Here is a 15,591-nt window from a genome sequence, read left to right on the forward strand (position 1 = left end):
TTGTCGAAATGAGTAAGGGAACGATAAAGAAAGTGGCAGGGCCGCTGGTTATCGCTGAAGGAATGCGTGATGCCAACATGTTCGACGTGGTTCGTGTAAGTGATCAGCGATTAATCGGCGAGATCATCGAGATCCACGGTGATCAGGCTTCTGTACAGGTATACGAAGAGACGGCAGGACTCAAACCGGGCGAGCCGGTAGAATCCATGGATGTGCCGATGTCCGTAGAGCTTGGACCTGGGCTGATCACAAGTATCTACGATGGGATCCAGAGACCGCTCGACGATATTATGAAGGCGACAGGTGGAAACAGCCTGAAACGTGGAGTAGAAGTTCCTTCTCTGAAAAGAGATAAGAAATGGGAATTTGTCCCGGTTGCAAAGGTAGGAGACGAAGTGGAAGGCGGCGACGTGCTTGGGACTGTTCAGGAAACGATTGTCGTACAGCAAAAAATTATGGTGCCTCCGAATGTAAAGGGAACTGTAAAGGAGATCCGTTCCGGTTCCTTTACAGTGGAGGAGACGGTTGCCGTACTCTCCACACCGGAGGGAGACAAGGAGCTCACGATGATGCAGAGATGGCCGGTAAGAAAGGGCCGTCCGTATCAGAAGAAGCTGCCGCCTAAGATGCCTTTGATTACAGGTCAGCGTGTTGTCGATACGTTTTTCCCGATCGCAAAAGGCGGTGTGGCAGCGGTTCCGGGACCATTCGGAAGCGGTAAGACAGTTATCCAGCACCAGCTCGCAAAATGGGCGGAGGCTGATATCGTTGTTTACATCGGATGCGGAGAGCGTGGAAACGAGATGACGGACGTTCTGAACGAGTTTCCGGAACTGAAGGATCCGAAAACCGGAGAATCCCTGATGGAGAGAACCGTTCTGATTGCGAATACCTCCGACATGCCGGTTGCGGCACGTGAGGCATCTATCTATACAGGTATTACGATTGCGGAGTACTTCCGTGATATGGGATATTCTGTAGCCCTGATGGCAGACTCCACATCCCGTTGGGCCGAGGCGCTCCGTGAGATGTCCGGACGTCTGGAGGAGATGCCAGGTGAGGAAGGGTACCCGGCTTATCTGGGAAGCCGTCTTGCACAGTTCTATGAGCGCGCGGGACACGTGGTTTCTCTTGGAAAGGATAACCGTGAGGGAGCCCTTTCCGTAATCGGAGCTGTATCCCCTCCGGGTGGTGATATTTCCGAGCCGGTATCCCAGGCGACCCTTCGTATCGTAAAGGTTTTCTGGGGACTGGATTCCAATCTGGCATACAAGAGACATTTTCCGGCGATCAACTGGCTGACGAGTTATTCTCTGTATCTGGACGATATGGAAAAGTGGTTTAATTCAGAGGTAGCAGAAGACTGGATGGATAACCGCCAGAAGATGATGGCGCTGCTCCAGGAGGAAGCAGAACTCGAGGAGATCGTGAAGATGGTAGGTATGGATGCACTGTCACCGTCCGACCGTCTGAAAATGGAAGCGGCAAGATCCATCCGTGAGGACTTCCTGCATCAGAACTCCTTCCACGAGATTGACACCTATTCTTCTCTGAAGAAGCAGTATCTGCTGATGAAACTGGTGCTTTCATTCTACGAGGAATCCTCTAAGGCGCTTGCAGAGGGGGCGTCCATGAATAAGCTGATCAGTATGCCGGTACGTGAGCAGATCGGACGTTTTAAATACACCCACGAAGATGAGCTGGATGGAGCTTATCAGAAGGTAACAGAAGAGCTCGCGGCAGAAGTAGCGGACACATTCGGAAAGGAGGACTTCTAAATGCCAAAAGAATATAGAACCATTCAGGAAGTTGCCGGACCGCTTATGATGGTCCGTGGAGTAGAAGACGTAGCGTTTGACGAATTGGGAGAGATCGAACTTGTAAGCGGGGAGACACGTCGCTGCAAGGTTCTGGAAATTGACGGAGATACCGCACTGGTACAGTTGTTTGAGAGTGCGACAGGAATCAATCTTTCCAACAGTAAGGTACGGTTCCTTGGCAGAAGTATGGAGCTTGGTGTATCCGAAGATATGCTGGGACGTGTGTTCGACGGACTTGGACGTCCGATCGACGGTGGCCCGGAAATCCTGCCGGAGGCGCGTCTGGACGTCAACGGTCTCCCGATGAATCCGGCGGCAAGAAGCTATCCGGAAGAGTTTATCCAGACAGGTGTTTCCGCAATCGACGGCCTGAATACATTGGTACGTGGACAGAAACTTCCGATTTTCTCTGCATCCGGCCTCCCGCATGCACAGCTTGCTGCGCAGATCGCAAGGCAGGCTAAGGTACGTGGAACTGACGAGCCGTTTGCCGTTGTATTTGCGGCAATGGGTATTACGTTCGAGGAATCCAACTTCTTTATTGAGAGTTTTCGCGAGACAGGAGCTCTGGACCGTACAGTCCTGTTTATCAACCTGGCAAACGACCCGGCGATAGAGCGTATTTCCACGCCGAAGATGGCGCTGACAGCGGCAGAGTACCTTGCATTTGAGAAAAACATGCATGTCCTTGTTATCCTGACAGATATCACGAACTATGCGGACGCACTTCGAGAAGTATCCGCAGCCCGGAAAGAAGTACCGGGACGTCGTGGATATCCTGGATATATGTATACAGACCTTGCGTCTATGTATGAAAGAGCAGGACGCCAGAATGGAAAGAGCGGAAGTATCACGATGATTCCGATTTTGACCATGCCGGAAGATGATAAGACCCATCCGATTCCGGATCTTACCGGATACATCACAGAGGGTCAGATTATCTTAAGCCGTGACCTTTATAGGAAAGGAGTACAGCCGCCGATCGACGTACTGCCGTCCCTGTCCCGTCTGAAAGACAAAGGAATCGGAGAAGGCAAGACTCGTGCGGACCACTCCAACACAATGAACCAGCTCTTCGCCGCATATGCGCGTGGTAAAGAGGCGAAAGAACTCATGGTCATCCTTGGGGAAGCGGCGTTGACCGAGATCGATTTAATCTACGCGAAATTTGCGGATGCATTTGAGAAGGAATATGTTTCCCAGGGATACGGAACAGACCGTTCTATCGAGGAGACGCTGGAGATCGGATGGAAACTGCTTTCCATTCTTCCAAGAAGCGAGCTGAAACGAATCGACGATAAATATCTGGATCTGTATTATGGCAAATAGAAATGGGGGTGAACTGGCTTGGCATCTACACAGGTAACACCGACCCGTATGGAACTCACAAGGCTGAAGAAAAAGCTGGTAACTGCGACGAGAGGCCATAAACTTTTGAAAGATAAGCGTGATGAGCTGATGCGCCAGTTCCTGGATCTTGTCAGGGAAAATATGGCTCTTCGAGAGAAGGTAGAAGCCGGAATCAAGACGGCTAATAAAAACTTTGTCATTGCCAGGGCAGGTATGTCCGGGGAGACACTGCGTACAGCTCTGATGATGCCGAAACAGTCTGTTGAGCTTCGGGTTGGAGAGAAGAATGTTATGAGCGTGGATATCCCTGTTTTTGAAACAAAGACAAGAACAGCGGACGCAAACGATATCTATTCTTACGGCTTTGCCTTTACGTCCAGCGATCTGGACGGAGCGGTGAAGTCACTGGCTGATATCCTTCCGGATATGCTAAAGCTGGCGGAGACGGAAAAGGCATGTCAGTTAATGGCGTCCGAGATCGAGAAGACGAGACGCCGGGTGAACGCGCTGGAACATGTCATTATTCCTGAGACACGGGAAAATATCAGATATATCACAATGAAGCTGGATGAAAATGAGAGAAGTTCTCAGATCCGGCTGATGAAAGTAAAAGATATGATGCTGGAAGAAGCACATCATTATAAAGAGCATCAGGCGTAATCGTAAAGAGGGCGGATACGTGAGTGGCAGTCTATGAAGGACTGTCAGTCCGTAACGCCCTCTTTGATCGTGTTCATTTGTTAATATGTATTCTGTGTAAGATCCGGGAATTGCGATGATAAAACGTATTGTGCATTTCTTACATTGTCATAGAACAGGATCAGAAACACCGGAATACGAGATATAAAATCAGCAGGAAAATCACATTACAGATGGTGAAAATGATAAAATATTTTCCTTTCTGCCGTGGGTAGCGGGCAGAAATCTGCCTGTAGGATATGAGGCTTGCCATGGAGGCGATCAGAGTTCCAAGACCGCCGAGGTTTGTTCCGATAATCAGCTCCTGCACCTCTGCCGTATAATTGGAGAGCAGCATGGCGGCGGGAACATTGCTGATAACCTGGCTCGCAAGGATACTGATGATCCGCTCATGGTGCGCAAGGACAGAGCTGATGAAAACCCTTAACTGTTCAAAGTGATCGATATTCCCAACAAAAATGAAAAAGAAAATAAAGGTAAGAAGCAGCGAATAATCCACTCTTGTAAACAGGGTCCTCTGATGGATCAGAAGCGGGATCACGATGAGGATCAGCAAAATCCAGTCGGAAAGGATGCCTGCTACCGAGAGCATACAGAAAAGAAAGAGAAGGCCAAGAAACAGGAGCGTCCCTTTTTTCGTAAGGGAAGTATTTTCCATCTGGATCCGGATGGATCCACGTTCCGTGCCTAAGAGGGCAAACAAAACAAGGAGTGCGGCAGACAGTGCGGTAAACGGCAACATCAGCAGGAGAAATTCGTGCAGTTTCAGGCCGGTAAGAGAGTACAGATAAAGATTCTGCGGATTTCCGACCGGGGTGAACATACTTCCCAAATTAGCCGCGATTGTCATCAGGACGATCAGATAACAGATTCGCGATTCCATACCGGCCATCTCCAGGATCAGGATGCCGAATGGCACAAAGGTGATGAGGGCGACGTCATTAGTGATGAACATACTGCTCACAAAGCATAAAAACACGAGAACAAGGGAAAGCCCCCGTTTGGAGGAAGTTCGTGAGAGCAGAAGATTTCCGATGTACGGGAAAAAATTGGCCTCCCGGAGTCCTTCTACAATGAGCATCAGGCAGAAGAGTAAGATCAGGGTATGAAAATCAAGATAGCCGAGGTATTCCGGCCCGGGCGGCGTGATCAGACACGATAGTAAGGCCAGACAAAAAGAGATCAGAAGTACAATATCATTTTTAAATAGAACAGCCAGTTTCTTTATCATTTCCAATAATTTCCTTTCGTACACAGTTTTGCGATATGAAGAATTATAGCAGAAAAGCAAAATTTCGTCATGCTTTCTGACACAGGAAATAGAAGAATAAAGAAATTTCCCGGAAAAGCGTGGGGCCAAGCTGCAAAATACCAGTTATTGCATATGGTAAAGTAGATTATATCAGACAGGAAGTGCGAAGAATATGGAACATAAACTACCTTATTATATGACCTATCCGATGGATTTGAAGGAGTACGGTGAGGAAAAACAGGACCGCCGGGATATGGAATACATGAAGAGTATGTACCCGATGTCTGCCAAGAAAATTCTGCCGTATGTGGAGGATGAGTGCGACCGGATGGAATATGAGGGCAGTATGATTTACGATGAATATCCGGATCGGCTGCTTCTTTATCTGATGGCGGGGAGGATCTACGACAGGATGAAAGAGGGGGAGAAGCAGGAGATCGCCATGGAACTGGAAAAAGAACAGATAAAGACTCAGGAACTGGGGGGAAAGAGGAAAACAAGGGAACAATCTGTAATGGATTTGGTGGAAATCCTGCTGTTTCAGGAGATTGTGCAAAGAAGATGCCGATATCGCAGAAATTGCAGACACTTTTCCTGAATTTTTCGTCAGGATACAGGGTTTACGCAAGGTTTAAAGCATGATAAAATAAAAACGAAAGACAAAAGCGATACCGTTTTTCTAGGGAGAAAGGGATCGATAATAGAAAAGAGGAAGACGGATGAAGAAGAATCTCATTTTTATAGGGATGCCGGCATCCGGAAAAAGTACGATCGGGATTGTGGCGGCAAAGCGTCTGGGATACCGGTTTATCGATACGGATCTGATGATTCAGGAGCAGGAGGGAAAGCTTTTGCGGGAAATCATTCAGGAGAGAGGGACGGCTGGTTTCCTGGAGGTAGAAGACCAGGTCAATGCTTCTGTGCAGGCTGAGAGGACAGTGATCGCACCGGGTGGGAGTGTCGTGTACTGTGAGAACGCCATGCGGCATTATCAGGAGATTGGGATCATTGTTTATCTTCACGTACCGTACACAGAGATTGAGACCAGAATTCAGAATGCAAGGAGCCGCGGCGTGGTGCTCAGAGACGGGCAGACGCTTCGGGATCTTTATGACGAGCGGTGCAGGCTGTTTGAGCAGTACGCGGATATCCGTATCAATGAAGACGGTCTGTCCATGGGAGAAACGGTGGAAAAAGTACTTGCCATTTTCGGTGATATCAGGGGAGAAAGCTGAGAATGAGCCGTCCGGTCTGTCTGATGGTTTGGTATAGATCCGGCAGAGCTGGAAATTAGGTGTTTTACAATGGCAGATTTTGTGCTATACTAGATCGGTAAAGCTATGTTTTGTGAATGATTTGTGAACATCAGTTGAATGTATAGATAGATTTGGACGAAATTACGAATACGATTAAATAGTAGTCGAGGTGTGATATGGAGCAGTATATTATTAAGGGAGGGACTCCGCTTGTTGGCGAAGTAGTCATCGGAGGAGCCAAAAACGCGGCGCTGGCGATTCTCGCGGCGGCCATTATGACAGATGAGACAGTACACATTGATAACCTTCCGGATGTGAATGATATCAATGTTTTATTAGAGGCGATGGAAGGAATCGGAGCCCGGATTAAGCGGATCGACCGCCATACGGTGGAAATCAGCGGTGGCTCTGTGCATGATTTCAGTATTGATTATGACTATATCAAGAAAATCAGGGCGTCCTATTATCTTCTGGGTGCGCTACTTGGTAAATATAAGCACGCGGAAGTAGCGCTTCCTGGCGGATGCAACATTGGAAGCAGGCCGATTGATCAGCATCTGAAAGGATTCCGTGCGCTCGGCGCAGAGGTGGAGATCGAGCATGGCAAGATCTTGGCTGATTCGGAACGGCTTGTAGGAAGCCATATTTATTTTGACGTGGTGAGTGTTGGAGCGACAATTAATGTGATGATGGCGGCATCCATGTCAGATGGCATGACGATCCTGGAGAACGTAGCCAAGGAGCCGCACGTTGTAGACGTTGCGAACTTCCTTAACAGTATGGGAGCTAATATCCGCGGGGCAGGTACAGACGTCATTAAGATCAAAGGAGTGTCGAAGTTCCACGGGACCGAGTACTCCATTATTCCGGATCAGATCGAAGCGGGGACATTTATGTTCGGCGCTGCGGTCACAAAGGGTGATGTGACTGTGCTCAATGTCATTCCAAAGCATCTGGAAGCAACGATTGCGAAGCTTGTGGAGATCGGATGTGAGGTAGAGGAGTTTGACGATGCGGTGCGTGTTGTATCCAAGGGAAAGCTGCGCCATACACAGGTGAAGACGCTTCCTTATCCGGGATTCCCGACAGATATGCAGCCGCAGATGGGTGTGGCGCTTGCTCTGTGTGAGGGAACCAGCACCATCACTGAGAGCATTTTTGAGAACCGGTTCAAATACCTTGACGAACTTGCACGTATGGGGGCGGTGTCCAAGATCGAGGGTAACTCTGCCACCATCGAGGGTGTGGAGGGATTCTCCGGAGCACGTGTGAGTGCACCGGATTTAAGAGCAGGAGCGGCGCTGGTACTGGCAGGACTGGCGGCGGAAGGTATCACGATTGTAGATGATATCGTTTATATTCAGCGTGGATACGAGCGGTTTGAAGAGAAGTTAAGAGAGCTTGGAGCAGAGATTGAGAAGGTTTCCAGCGAGAAAGAGATTCAGAAATTCAGACTAAAGGTAAGTTAATAGGTGGAGAAGAGTGGGATGCGGAGAGCCGTATCCCTGCTTTGATTTAAAAACCTCTTGACAGAAACATACGATAATGTTATGATTTTGTTCAGTGACAAGTAAATTAAGTTATATTTTCTCTTATTCAGAGTGGTGGAGATACATAGGATCTAGGAAGCCACGGCAACCCCGGATACGGAAGGTGCCAGCCTGAGCGAGTAATCGAACAATAAGAGGATTGATATATGATATCAATATACAGTCCGCTTATGGTGGGCTTATTTTTTTTACTAGGGAACAAGGTTCCCTACTAAAAAAACGCTCCGCGGGATGCGCACTCGCGCGAAGTGAAAATCTGTCGTTAAAACGACCGCGCTCGGCGCGGGAGTTCCGCAAGCGGAACTCTATATTTAGCAACATGAAACCCGTGTCCCGCAAAAAACAAGTCCGCCAGGGAAACAGACAAAGCTATGAGAGAAAAGGAAAGGCAGGAAATCATGGAAAAATTATTATTTACTTCTGAATCAGTAACGGAAGGTCATCCGGATAAAGTCTGCGATGCCATTTCCGACGCGATTCTGGACGCATTGATGGAGCAGGATCCGATGAGCCGTGTGGCATGTGAGACCTGTACGACGACAGGGCTTGTAATGGTCATGGGCGAGATTACAACAAACGCTTATGTCGATATACAGAAGATCGTGCGCGACACGGTAAGAGAGATTGGCTACACGAGAGGAAAATTTGGATTTGACGCTGATACCTGCGGCGTTCTGGTAGCAATCGACGAGCAGTCCACCGATATCGCTATGGGTGTTGACAAGGCGCTGGAGGCAAAAGAGCACAAGATGTCCGATGAAGAGATCGAGGCGATCGGAGCAGGAGATCAGGGCATGATGTTCGGATATGCGGTCAATGAGACTGAGGAATATATGCCATATCCGATTGCTCTGGCACATAAGCTCACCAAGCAGCTTGCCAATGTAAGAAAAGACGGTACACTGGCATACCTGCGCCCGGACGGAAAGTCTCAGGTAACAGTGGAGTACGGCGAGGATGGAAAGCCAGCGCGTCTGGAAGCAGTTGTTCTTTCCACACAGCATGATCCGGCGATCTCCCAGGAGCAGATCCACGAAGACATTCGTAAATATGTCTTTGATCCAGTACTCGATCCGAAGATGATTGACGAGAATACGAAGTTCTTTATTAATCCGACAGGGCGTTTTGTGATTGGCGGACCGCACGGAGACAGCGGACTGACCGGACGGAAGATTATCGTAGATAGTTACGGCGGAATGGCACGCCACGGCGGCGGCGCGTTCTCCGGAAAGGACTGCACAAAGGTAGATCGTTCCGGGGCCTATGCGGCACGTTATGTGGCCAAGAATATCGTGGCGGCAGGACTTGCGGAGAAGTGCGAGGTGCAGCTTTCCTATGCAATCGGAGTGGCACAGCCGACTTCCGTATGGGTGGATACTTTTGGAACAGGAAAGCTTTCTGATGAAGCACTTGTAAAGATCATCCGTGAGAACTTTGATTTAAGACCGGCAGGAATCATCAAGATGCTGGATCTAAGAAGACCGATCTACAAGCAGACGGCTGCATACGGACACTTCGGACGTAATGATCTGGCTCTCCCGTGGGAGAAGCTGGACAAGGTAGAGACTCTGAAAAGCTATTTATAAAAAGTTTCGAAAATTTCGGGGGCGCTTATAGAGGAAGCGCCCCCTTCGTGATATACTGTATCTGTGATCAGAGCCAGGAAAGCGGAGAGGAAGAACTGTTTTGAAATTAAAGACAAGATTGATTATTTCATTTGTTATTATCACGATTTTACCGGCGGTTCTGGCGGGATTCGTCGTGTGGGGAGTAGCTAATTACCACATCAATGCCATTGAACAGACCTATGGGATTTCAGGGGAGGAGTATCGGGAATTCAAGCAGTCGCTTGGAACCTTAAATGAGATGCCGGAGGTTCATGAGTTTCTTGTTACGATGATGGGTGGAGTGATTCTGATTCTCGCTCTAACAGCCATGACGATGATTCTGTGGATATATCGAAGCCTCCTGCGCCCTATCGAGAAGATGGAGATTGCGGTGAAAAGTATCACGGAAGGAGAACTGGACTTTGAACTCCGGCCGGAGAAGAATGACGAGATAGGTCAGCTCTGCAAGGACATTGAGACCATGCGCCGCAGACTGAAAGATAACGCAGAGGAGAAGCTCAAAAATGACAAGGACAACAAAGAGCTCATCAGTAATATTTCCCATGATTTAAAGACACCGATTACGGCTATCAAAGGCTATGTAGAGGGGATCATGGATGGGGTTGCGGATACGCCGGAGAAGATGGATCGCTATATCCGTACTATTTACAATAAGGCTAATGAAATGAATACCCTGATCAATGAGCTGACATTCTATACGAAGATTGATACAAACCGCATCCCATATAATTTCGCGCCGGTTCGGGTCAACGATTATTTCAACGACTGTGCCGAGAATCTTTCATCTGATCTTCAAAACCAGGGTGTGGAATTCGGTTATTTTAATTATGTGAGCGATGACGTCAAGGTCATTGCGGACGCCGAGCAGCTTATGCGTGTGATCAACAATATCATCAGCAATTCCCTGAAATATATGGACAAGCAACAGCCACGGATTAATCTCAGAGTCAAGGATGTCGGAGATTTTATCCAGGTAGAGCTGGAAGATAACGGAAAAGGGATTGACGCCAAGGATCTGCCATATATCTTTGACCGGTTTTACCGGACGGACGCCTCGCGGAATTCTTCCAAGGGAGGCAGTGGGATCGGACTATCGATTGTGAAGAAGATTATTGAAGAGCATGGAGGAAAGATCTGGGCCACAAGCAGACCGGGTACAGGGACGGTTATGTATTTTGTCATCCGAAAATATCAGGAGGTACCAATCTATGAGTAAGATTTTTATTGTAGAAGATGAAGGGGCAATCGCGGATCTGGAGAAAGACTATCTGGAGTTAAGCGGCTTTGAAGTGGAAGTAGAAAACGATGGGAACATGGGGCTTCAGAAGGCCCTGGAGGAGGACTTTGATCTTCTGATACTGGATCTCATGCTTCCTGGTGTGGACGGATTTGAAATCTGCAGGAGGGTTCGGGATGAAAAGGATGTGCCGATTATCATGGTATCTGCTAAGAAAGACGATATCGATAAGATCCGGGGTCTGGGACTTGGAGCCGATGACTATATGACAAAGCCGTTCAGTCCGAGTGAACTGGTGGCAAGGGTGAAAGCACATCTGGCTCGTTACGAGCGCCTGATCGGAAGCCATGTGGAAGAAAACAAGTTGATCGAGATTCGGGGATTGAAGATTGATACGACTGCAAGACGCGTGTGGGTCAATGGGAAAGAAAAGGCATTTACGACGAAGGAGTTTGACCTTCTCACTTTTCTTGCAAGCCATCCGAACCATGTGTATACTAAGGACGAGCTTTTCAGTGAAATCTGGGACATGGAGTCCATCGGAGATATTGCCACTGTAACTGTCCATATCAAAAAGATCCGGGAAAAGATCGAGTACGACACATCTAAGCCACAGTATATTGAGACGATTTGGGGAGTGGGATATCGGTTTAAAGTGTAAAGAAGATGAACATGATCAGGTAACATATCATAAAAAGAAAAACCTCAGTCAGACAGGAGGAGAACAGGTCTGACTGAGGTTTTTCTTATTTCATAAGAACCTTCTTTTTATATACATAAATTGAATATAACACATACATTTATAAATAAAGAAAATTAGTGCAAATATTATAATACTGCGGTACGAAAAGTTGGGTAAAAATGAAAAAAGTTGTAAAAAACAACGAAAATAATAGTAAAAAGTATAAATATGACACAATATATTGACGAAATTAAAGTGAAAAATTATAATAATAAGTATAAAACTAACTAAGGAGGAGGGACATACATTGAAGAGATACGTTGTAAGAAGAATTTGTACGGGGATTCTTACAGTGCTTATTGCATTTGCTTTAAATTTTGCGCTGATGAAGATGGCTCCGGGAGATCCGATCACAACATTGATGGGAAAAGACAATGATAGTCCGGAAATGAGGCAGGCGCTGGAAGAAAAATATGGGTTGAACGAACCGATTCCGGTGCAGTTTACGAGTTACCTGAAAACCGCTTTGCAGGGAGATCTTGGTAATTCCATGATCTACAACCGACCTGTTTCGGAGATGATTTCCGAGAGAGTGGGAGCAACCGTACTTTTAGGGCTTACAGCCGCCATACTGGCCGCGTTGATTGGCACGATCATGGGGATTTGTGCCGCCAGAAGGGAGGGCCGGATCTTCGATGTTGTATCGTCCGGAACCTCCTATGTGTTTAACTCAATGCCTAACTTCTGGCTGGGGTTAATGCTGATCCTTGTGTTCTCATCTGGATTGGGCCTGTTACCTTCTTATGGAATGACGGATACAAGAGCTTCCTACACGGGGATAATGTACTATATGGATATTGCGAAACATATGGTTCTTCCGGTGGCAACTTTGACGCTTGTGCTGATTCCGCAATATTTCCGGATCGCAAAGTCATCTGTCCTTCAGGTTACGAATGAGGATTTCGTCACAACACTCAGAGCTGTCGGCATGAGTGAGAAGAAAATCTTTAATAAATACATATTTAAGAATGCAATTCTTCCGACGGTTACGATTTTTGGTATTTCCATGGCTTACCTGATTACCGGAGTGACACTAATTGAGATTGTATTTGCTTGGCCTGGAATGGGACGGCTTGTAATGACAGCTATCAACCAGAGAGACTATCCAACCCTGATGGGAATATATCTGATTATGTCCGTATCCATTGCGGTGGTCATGCTGGTTGTTGATATCATTTACGCAATGCTGGATCCGAGAATCCGCTATGAATAGAGGTGGAGTATATGGAAAAGATGAAAAAAATTTGTAAAACGATTAAGGGAGACAGACAGCTTCTGGCAGGAATGATTGGGATTGTCATCCTGCTGGCATTGGTGATTCTTGCCCCGGTAGTTGCTTCTGAAAATCCGCATCATTATGGGAAGGACATATTAAACAGTCTAGGACAAAATGGCCACCTGCTGGGTACGAACCATATGGGACAGGATATTTACAGTATGATTATATACGGTGTAAGAACGTCTCTACGGGTTGCCGTGATTTCGGCACTGATATCCGGTGTTCTGGGAGTTCTGATCGGAGGTGTGGCAGGCTTTTTTGGTGGGAAAGTGGACACGTTTGTGTCGGAACTGATCAATGTATTTATGATGCTTCCGAGCTTTTTCCTGATTCTTCTGATCATTGCTCTGTTTGGAAACAGTATCACAAATGTTATGGTAGTAATCGGAATCACGACATGGCCAAGCAATGCAAAGCTGATGCGTGCCCAGGCACTTTCACTGAGACAGCGCACTTTCGTAAAAAGTGCGGAGGCGATGGGGGAGACGAAACTTCAGATTCTTTTTAAGTATATTTTACCAAACGGAATTTTCCCAGTGATAGCCAATACAACGATGGGAATGTCCAACGCTATTCTCACAGAGGCGGGGCTTTCCTTCCTTGGACTTGGAGATCCAAGCATTATCAGCTGGGGGCAGATGATCTATACCGGAAAACAGTACATTACAAGTGCATGGTGGATTTCCGCATTTGCAGGAATCGCTATCGTTATTACTGTCCTTGTATTCTATCTGTTGGGAGACGGACTCAATCATGTGCTGAATCCAAAACATCTGAACAGGGGGGCGAATTAAATGGAAACAATTCTGAAGTTAGATGACGTAAATGTGACATACGTTAATAAAGAGAAAGAAGTGTATGCAGTCAGAAATGCGTCATTTTCCATTGAGAAAGGGGACTCCCTGGGAGTTGTTGGAGAATCCGGGTCAGGGAAATCGACGTTAGCAAATGCGCTTTTGCGCCTCCACAATGAAAAGTCTACATTGATCAGCGGGGCGGCAGAATTTGAGGGAAAAGATTTAATTAAGATGACATCGAAAGAGATGAATGAGCTGCGCTGGAAAGAGATTTCTGTTGTGTTCCAGAAAGCAATGAACGCACTTAGTCCGGTTCACAGAATCGGCAGGCAGGTGGAAGATATCTATCATGTCCATGAACCGCAGGCGTCCAGGAAAGAAATTGAAGAGCGGATGATCTATCTTCTGAAACTGGTCAATCTTCCAGAACGGGTTTACCGGCTTTATCCACACGAGATGTCGGGTGGGATGCTGCAAAGGGTAGCGATTGCGATTAGTCTGCTGCATAAACCAAAGCTGATTATCTTCGACGAGGCGACGACAGCACTTGATGTTGTTACCCAGGGACAGATTCTCCAGGAAGTAGTACAGATGGAGAAAGAGATGGATATGACGAGGATTATGATTACCCACGATATGTCTGTTGTGGCTGCCTCGTGCAATAAAGTAGCGGTGATGTATGCGGGAGAATTTATGGAGATCGGAAGGGTCGAATACATTTTTAAAAATCCGATGCATCCGTATACCCAGGGACTTCTGAATTCTTTTCCGTCTCTGAAAGGCGAAAATGAGAGACTCCATGCTATTCCGGGATTTCTTCCGGATCTTTCCAGGAAACAAGAGGGCTGCATCTTTGCGCCTCGTTGTCCGAAAGCGACGGAGCAGTGTTTCCGCAAAAAGCCTCAGGCTTCCTATATGGAGGATGGCAGGATGGTTTCCTGCTGGCTTTACGAAAGAGGAGGTGTGAAAGATGGAGAATAGAGAATTTATCTCGATTGAAGATGTAGCGATGTGGTATCCGTATAAAGGGAAGGACAAAGCAAAGGCAACAGGGAAAAAGAACTGGATCAAAGCGGTGGACGGAGTGTCCCTTTCTATTAAAAAGGGAGAAATTCTCGGAATTATCGGGGAATCCGGATGTGGAAAATCTACGTTGGGGCGGATTCTGACAAGATTGGAGAAGCCGACAAAGGGAGATTGCTTTATCAATGGCGTCTCCACGGGTGCAATGATCAAAAAGGATGCAAAAGAGTTTCACAAGACAGTACAGATTGTTTTTCAGAATCCATTTGATACCTTCACGCCAAGGGATACGATTGGAAAGATTCTGATGCGGCCATTGAAAAACTATAAGATCGGGAAAAACGATCAGGAACGGTATCAGATCTGCTTAAAAGGACTGGAACAAGGCGGGCTTCGTCCGGCAGAGGATATTATGAAACGGTTTCCTCACGAACTGTCTGGCGGACAGCTTCAGAGAATTTCCATCATCCGATCCATGTTTCTAAATCCACAGTTTATTATTGCGGATGAACCGGTATCCATGCTCGATGTTTCTGTGAGGGCGGATATTATCAATATGCTGATTGATCTGAGCCGTAATCAGGGTGCCGCGGTGCTGTTTATCAGCCATGATATTGCGCTGACCAGGTATATTTCCGATTATATTGCGGTGATGTACCTGGGGCGGGTCGTGGAATATGGAACCGCTGATGATGTTATTAAAAATCCACAGCATCCTTATACAAAGGCGTTGATTTCCAACTGTGCATCGATTGATCCGGAGGAGAAAGTACAGAATATTGCCATTGAAGGGGAACCGCCGACACCGTTGAATCCGGGACCGGGTTGCTACTTTGAACCGAGATGTTATTGTGCGTGCGAGACATGCAGACAGTCTTATCCTGAGAAAATAGTAATGGAGAATGGACACTGGGCAACGTGTTCCAGAATCAATAAATAAAATCAAAAGAGGAGGAAA

14 protein-coding genes and 1 riboswitch are annotated in these 15,591 nt (G+C 47.1%); of the genes, 13 read left to right on the forward strand and 1 reads right to left on the reverse strand.

The annotated features are described in order from the left end of the window. Nucleotides 1-8: 8 nt before the first annotated feature. The 3 genes from AOA56_RS12835 to AOA56_RS12845 are packed head-to-tail and all read left to right on the forward strand — an operon-like array spanning nt 9 to nt 3,830. Entirely contained in the window at nt 9-1,778 is a 1,770-nt protein-coding gene (locus AOA56_RS12835; RefSeq protein ID WP_024731557.1) for a V-type ATP synthase subunit A, read from the forward strand. Next, nucleotides 1,779-3,149 carry a V-type ATP synthase subunit B gene (locus tag AOA56_RS12840; RefSeq protein ID WP_024731558.1) on the forward strand — a complete coding sequence of 457 codons (1,371 nt, stop codon included), beginning with the start codon at nt 1,779-1,781 and terminating at the stop codon, nt 3,147-3,149. 18 nt (nt 3,150-3,167) lie between these two features. Then, nucleotides 3,168-3,830: a V-type ATP synthase subunit D gene (locus AOA56_RS12845; protein WP_024731559.1), complete on the forward strand. Its 663-nt coding sequence runs from the start codon at nt 3,168-3,170 to the stop codon at nt 3,828-3,830. 160 nt (nt 3,831-3,990) lie between these two features. Here the strand turns inward: AOA56_RS12845 and AOA56_RS12850 are convergent, their stop codons facing one another. Beyond that, nucleotides 3,991-5,100 carry an SLC13 family permease gene (locus tag AOA56_RS12850; protein ID WP_053769821.1) on the reverse strand — a complete coding sequence of 370 codons (1,110 nt, stop codon included), beginning with the start codon at nt 5,098-5,100 and terminating at the stop codon, nt 3,991-3,993. Between the two features lie 193 nt (nt 5,101-5,293). On the opposite strand from AOA56_RS12850, the gene AOA56_RS12855 reads away from it, so the two are divergent. The 10 genes from AOA56_RS12855 (at nt 5,294) to AOA56_RS12900 (ending at nt 15,573) form a co-directional block, all read left to right on the forward strand. Next, nucleotides 5,294-5,719, forward strand: a complete 426-nt coding sequence (locus AOA56_RS12855) for a hypothetical protein (protein ID WP_024731561.1) — start codon at nt 5,294-5,296, stop codon at nt 5,717-5,719. Between the two features lie 121 nt (nt 5,720-5,840). Beyond that, nucleotides 5,841-6,356 carry a shikimate kinase gene (locus tag AOA56_RS12860; RefSeq protein ID WP_024731562.1) on the forward strand — a complete coding sequence of 172 codons (516 nt, stop codon included), beginning with the start codon at nt 5,841-5,843 and terminating at the stop codon, nt 6,354-6,356. Nucleotides 6,357-6,553: 197 nt separating this feature from the next. Then, nucleotides 6,554-7,846, forward strand: coding sequence for a UDP-N-acetylglucosamine 1-carboxyvinyltransferase (locus AOA56_RS12865; protein WP_024731563.1), 1,293 nt, complete (start codon nt 6,554-6,556; stop codon nt 7,844-7,846). A 120-nt stretch (nt 7,847-7,966) separates the two neighbouring features. Next, a riboswitch (SAM riboswitch) is annotated at nt 7,967-8,064 on the forward strand. 261 nt (nt 8,065-8,325) lie between these two features. Then, on the forward strand, nt 8,326-9,513 hold the full coding sequence (gene metK / locus AOA56_RS12870; RefSeq protein WP_024731564.1) for a methionine adenosyltransferase: 1,188 nt from the start codon (nt 8,326-8,328) through the stop codon (nt 9,511-9,513). A 100-nt stretch (nt 9,514-9,613) separates the two neighbouring features. Further along, entirely contained in the window at nt 9,614-10,771 is a 1,158-nt protein-coding gene (locus AOA56_RS12875) for a sensor histidine kinase (protein WP_053769822.1), read from the forward strand. Then, complete coding sequence (locus tag AOA56_RS12880; RefSeq protein ID WP_048620542.1) at nt 10,764-11,453, forward strand: response regulator transcription factor; 690 nt, start codon at nt 10,764-10,766, stop codon at nt 11,451-11,453. Before AOA56_RS12875 ends, AOA56_RS12880 begins: the two co-directional genes overlap by 8 nt. A 328-nt stretch (nt 11,454-11,781) precedes the next feature. Further along, nucleotides 11,782-12,747 (forward strand): ABC transporter permease, encoded by a 966-nt coding sequence (locus tag AOA56_RS12885; RefSeq protein WP_048620543.1) that lies wholly within the window; start codon nt 11,782-11,784, stop codon nt 12,745-12,747. 11 nt (nt 12,748-12,758) lie between these two features. Next, nucleotides 12,759-13,607: an ABC transporter permease gene (locus AOA56_RS12890; protein ID WP_024731565.1), complete on the forward strand. Its 849-nt coding sequence runs from the start codon at nt 12,759-12,761 to the stop codon at nt 13,605-13,607. Further along, complete coding sequence (locus AOA56_RS12895; protein WP_024731566.1) at nt 13,608-14,591, forward strand: ABC transporter ATP-binding protein; 984 nt, start codon at nt 13,608-13,610, stop codon at nt 14,589-14,591. Beyond that, a complete protein-coding gene (locus AOA56_RS12900; protein WP_024731567.1) occupies nt 14,581-15,573 on the forward strand; it encodes an oligopeptide/dipeptide ABC transporter ATP-binding protein in 993 nt (330 codons plus the stop codon). The genes AOA56_RS12895 and AOA56_RS12900 overlap by 11 nt, the downstream gene beginning before the upstream one ends. Nucleotides 15,574-15,591: the final 18 nt, after the last annotated feature.

Origin of the sequence: Sellimonas intestinalis, assembly GCF_001280875.1 — a bacterium.
In the GTDB taxonomy this organism is placed as follows: domain Bacteria; phylum Bacillota; class Clostridia; order Lachnospirales; family Lachnospiraceae; genus Sellimonas; species Sellimonas intestinalis.

What these genes read in the sequence shown, in the direction of transcription:
- AOA56_RS12860 (WP_024731562.1), top strand. Translation starts at nt 5,841, where the DNA reads ATGAAGAAGAATCTCATTTTTATAGGGATGCCGGCATCCGGAAAAAGT.
- AOA56_RS12900 (WP_024731567.1), top strand. Translation starts at nt 14,581, where the DNA reads ATGGAGAATAGAGAATTTATCTCGATTGAAGATGTAGCGATGTGGTAT.
- AOA56_RS12855 (WP_024731561.1), top strand. Translation starts at nt 5,294, where the DNA reads ATGGAACATAAACTACCTTATTATATGACCTATCCGATGGATTTGAAG.
- AOA56_RS12890 (WP_024731565.1), top strand. Translation starts at nt 12,759, where the DNA reads ATGGAAAAGATGAAAAAAATTTGTAAAACGATTAAGGGAGACAGACAG.
- AOA56_RS12895 (WP_024731566.1), top strand. Translation starts at nt 13,608, where the DNA reads ATGGAAACAATTCTGAAGTTAGATGACGTAAATGTGACATACGTTAAT.
- AOA56_RS12865 (WP_024731563.1), top strand. Translation starts at nt 6,554, where the DNA reads ATGGAGCAGTATATTATTAAGGGAGGGACTCCGCTTGTTGGCGAAGTA.
- AOA56_RS12835 (WP_024731557.1), top strand. Translation starts at nt 9, where the DNA reads ATGAGTAAGGGAACGATAAAGAAAGTGGCAGGGCCGCTGGTTATCGCT.
- AOA56_RS12880 (WP_048620542.1), top strand. Translation starts at nt 10,764, where the DNA reads ATGAGTAAGATTTTTATTGTAGAAGATGAAGGGGCAATCGCGGATCTG.
- metK (WP_024731564.1), top strand. Translation starts at nt 8,326, where the DNA reads ATGGAAAAATTATTATTTACTTCTGAATCAGTAACGGAAGGTCATCCG.
- AOA56_RS12840 (WP_024731558.1), top strand. Translation starts at nt 1,779, where the DNA reads ATGCCAAAAGAATATAGAACCATTCAGGAAGTTGCCGGACCGCTTATG.
- AOA56_RS12850 (WP_053769821.1), bottom strand. Translation starts at nt 5,100, where the DNA reads ATGATAAAGAAACTGGCTGTTCTATTTAAAAATGATATTGTACTTCTG.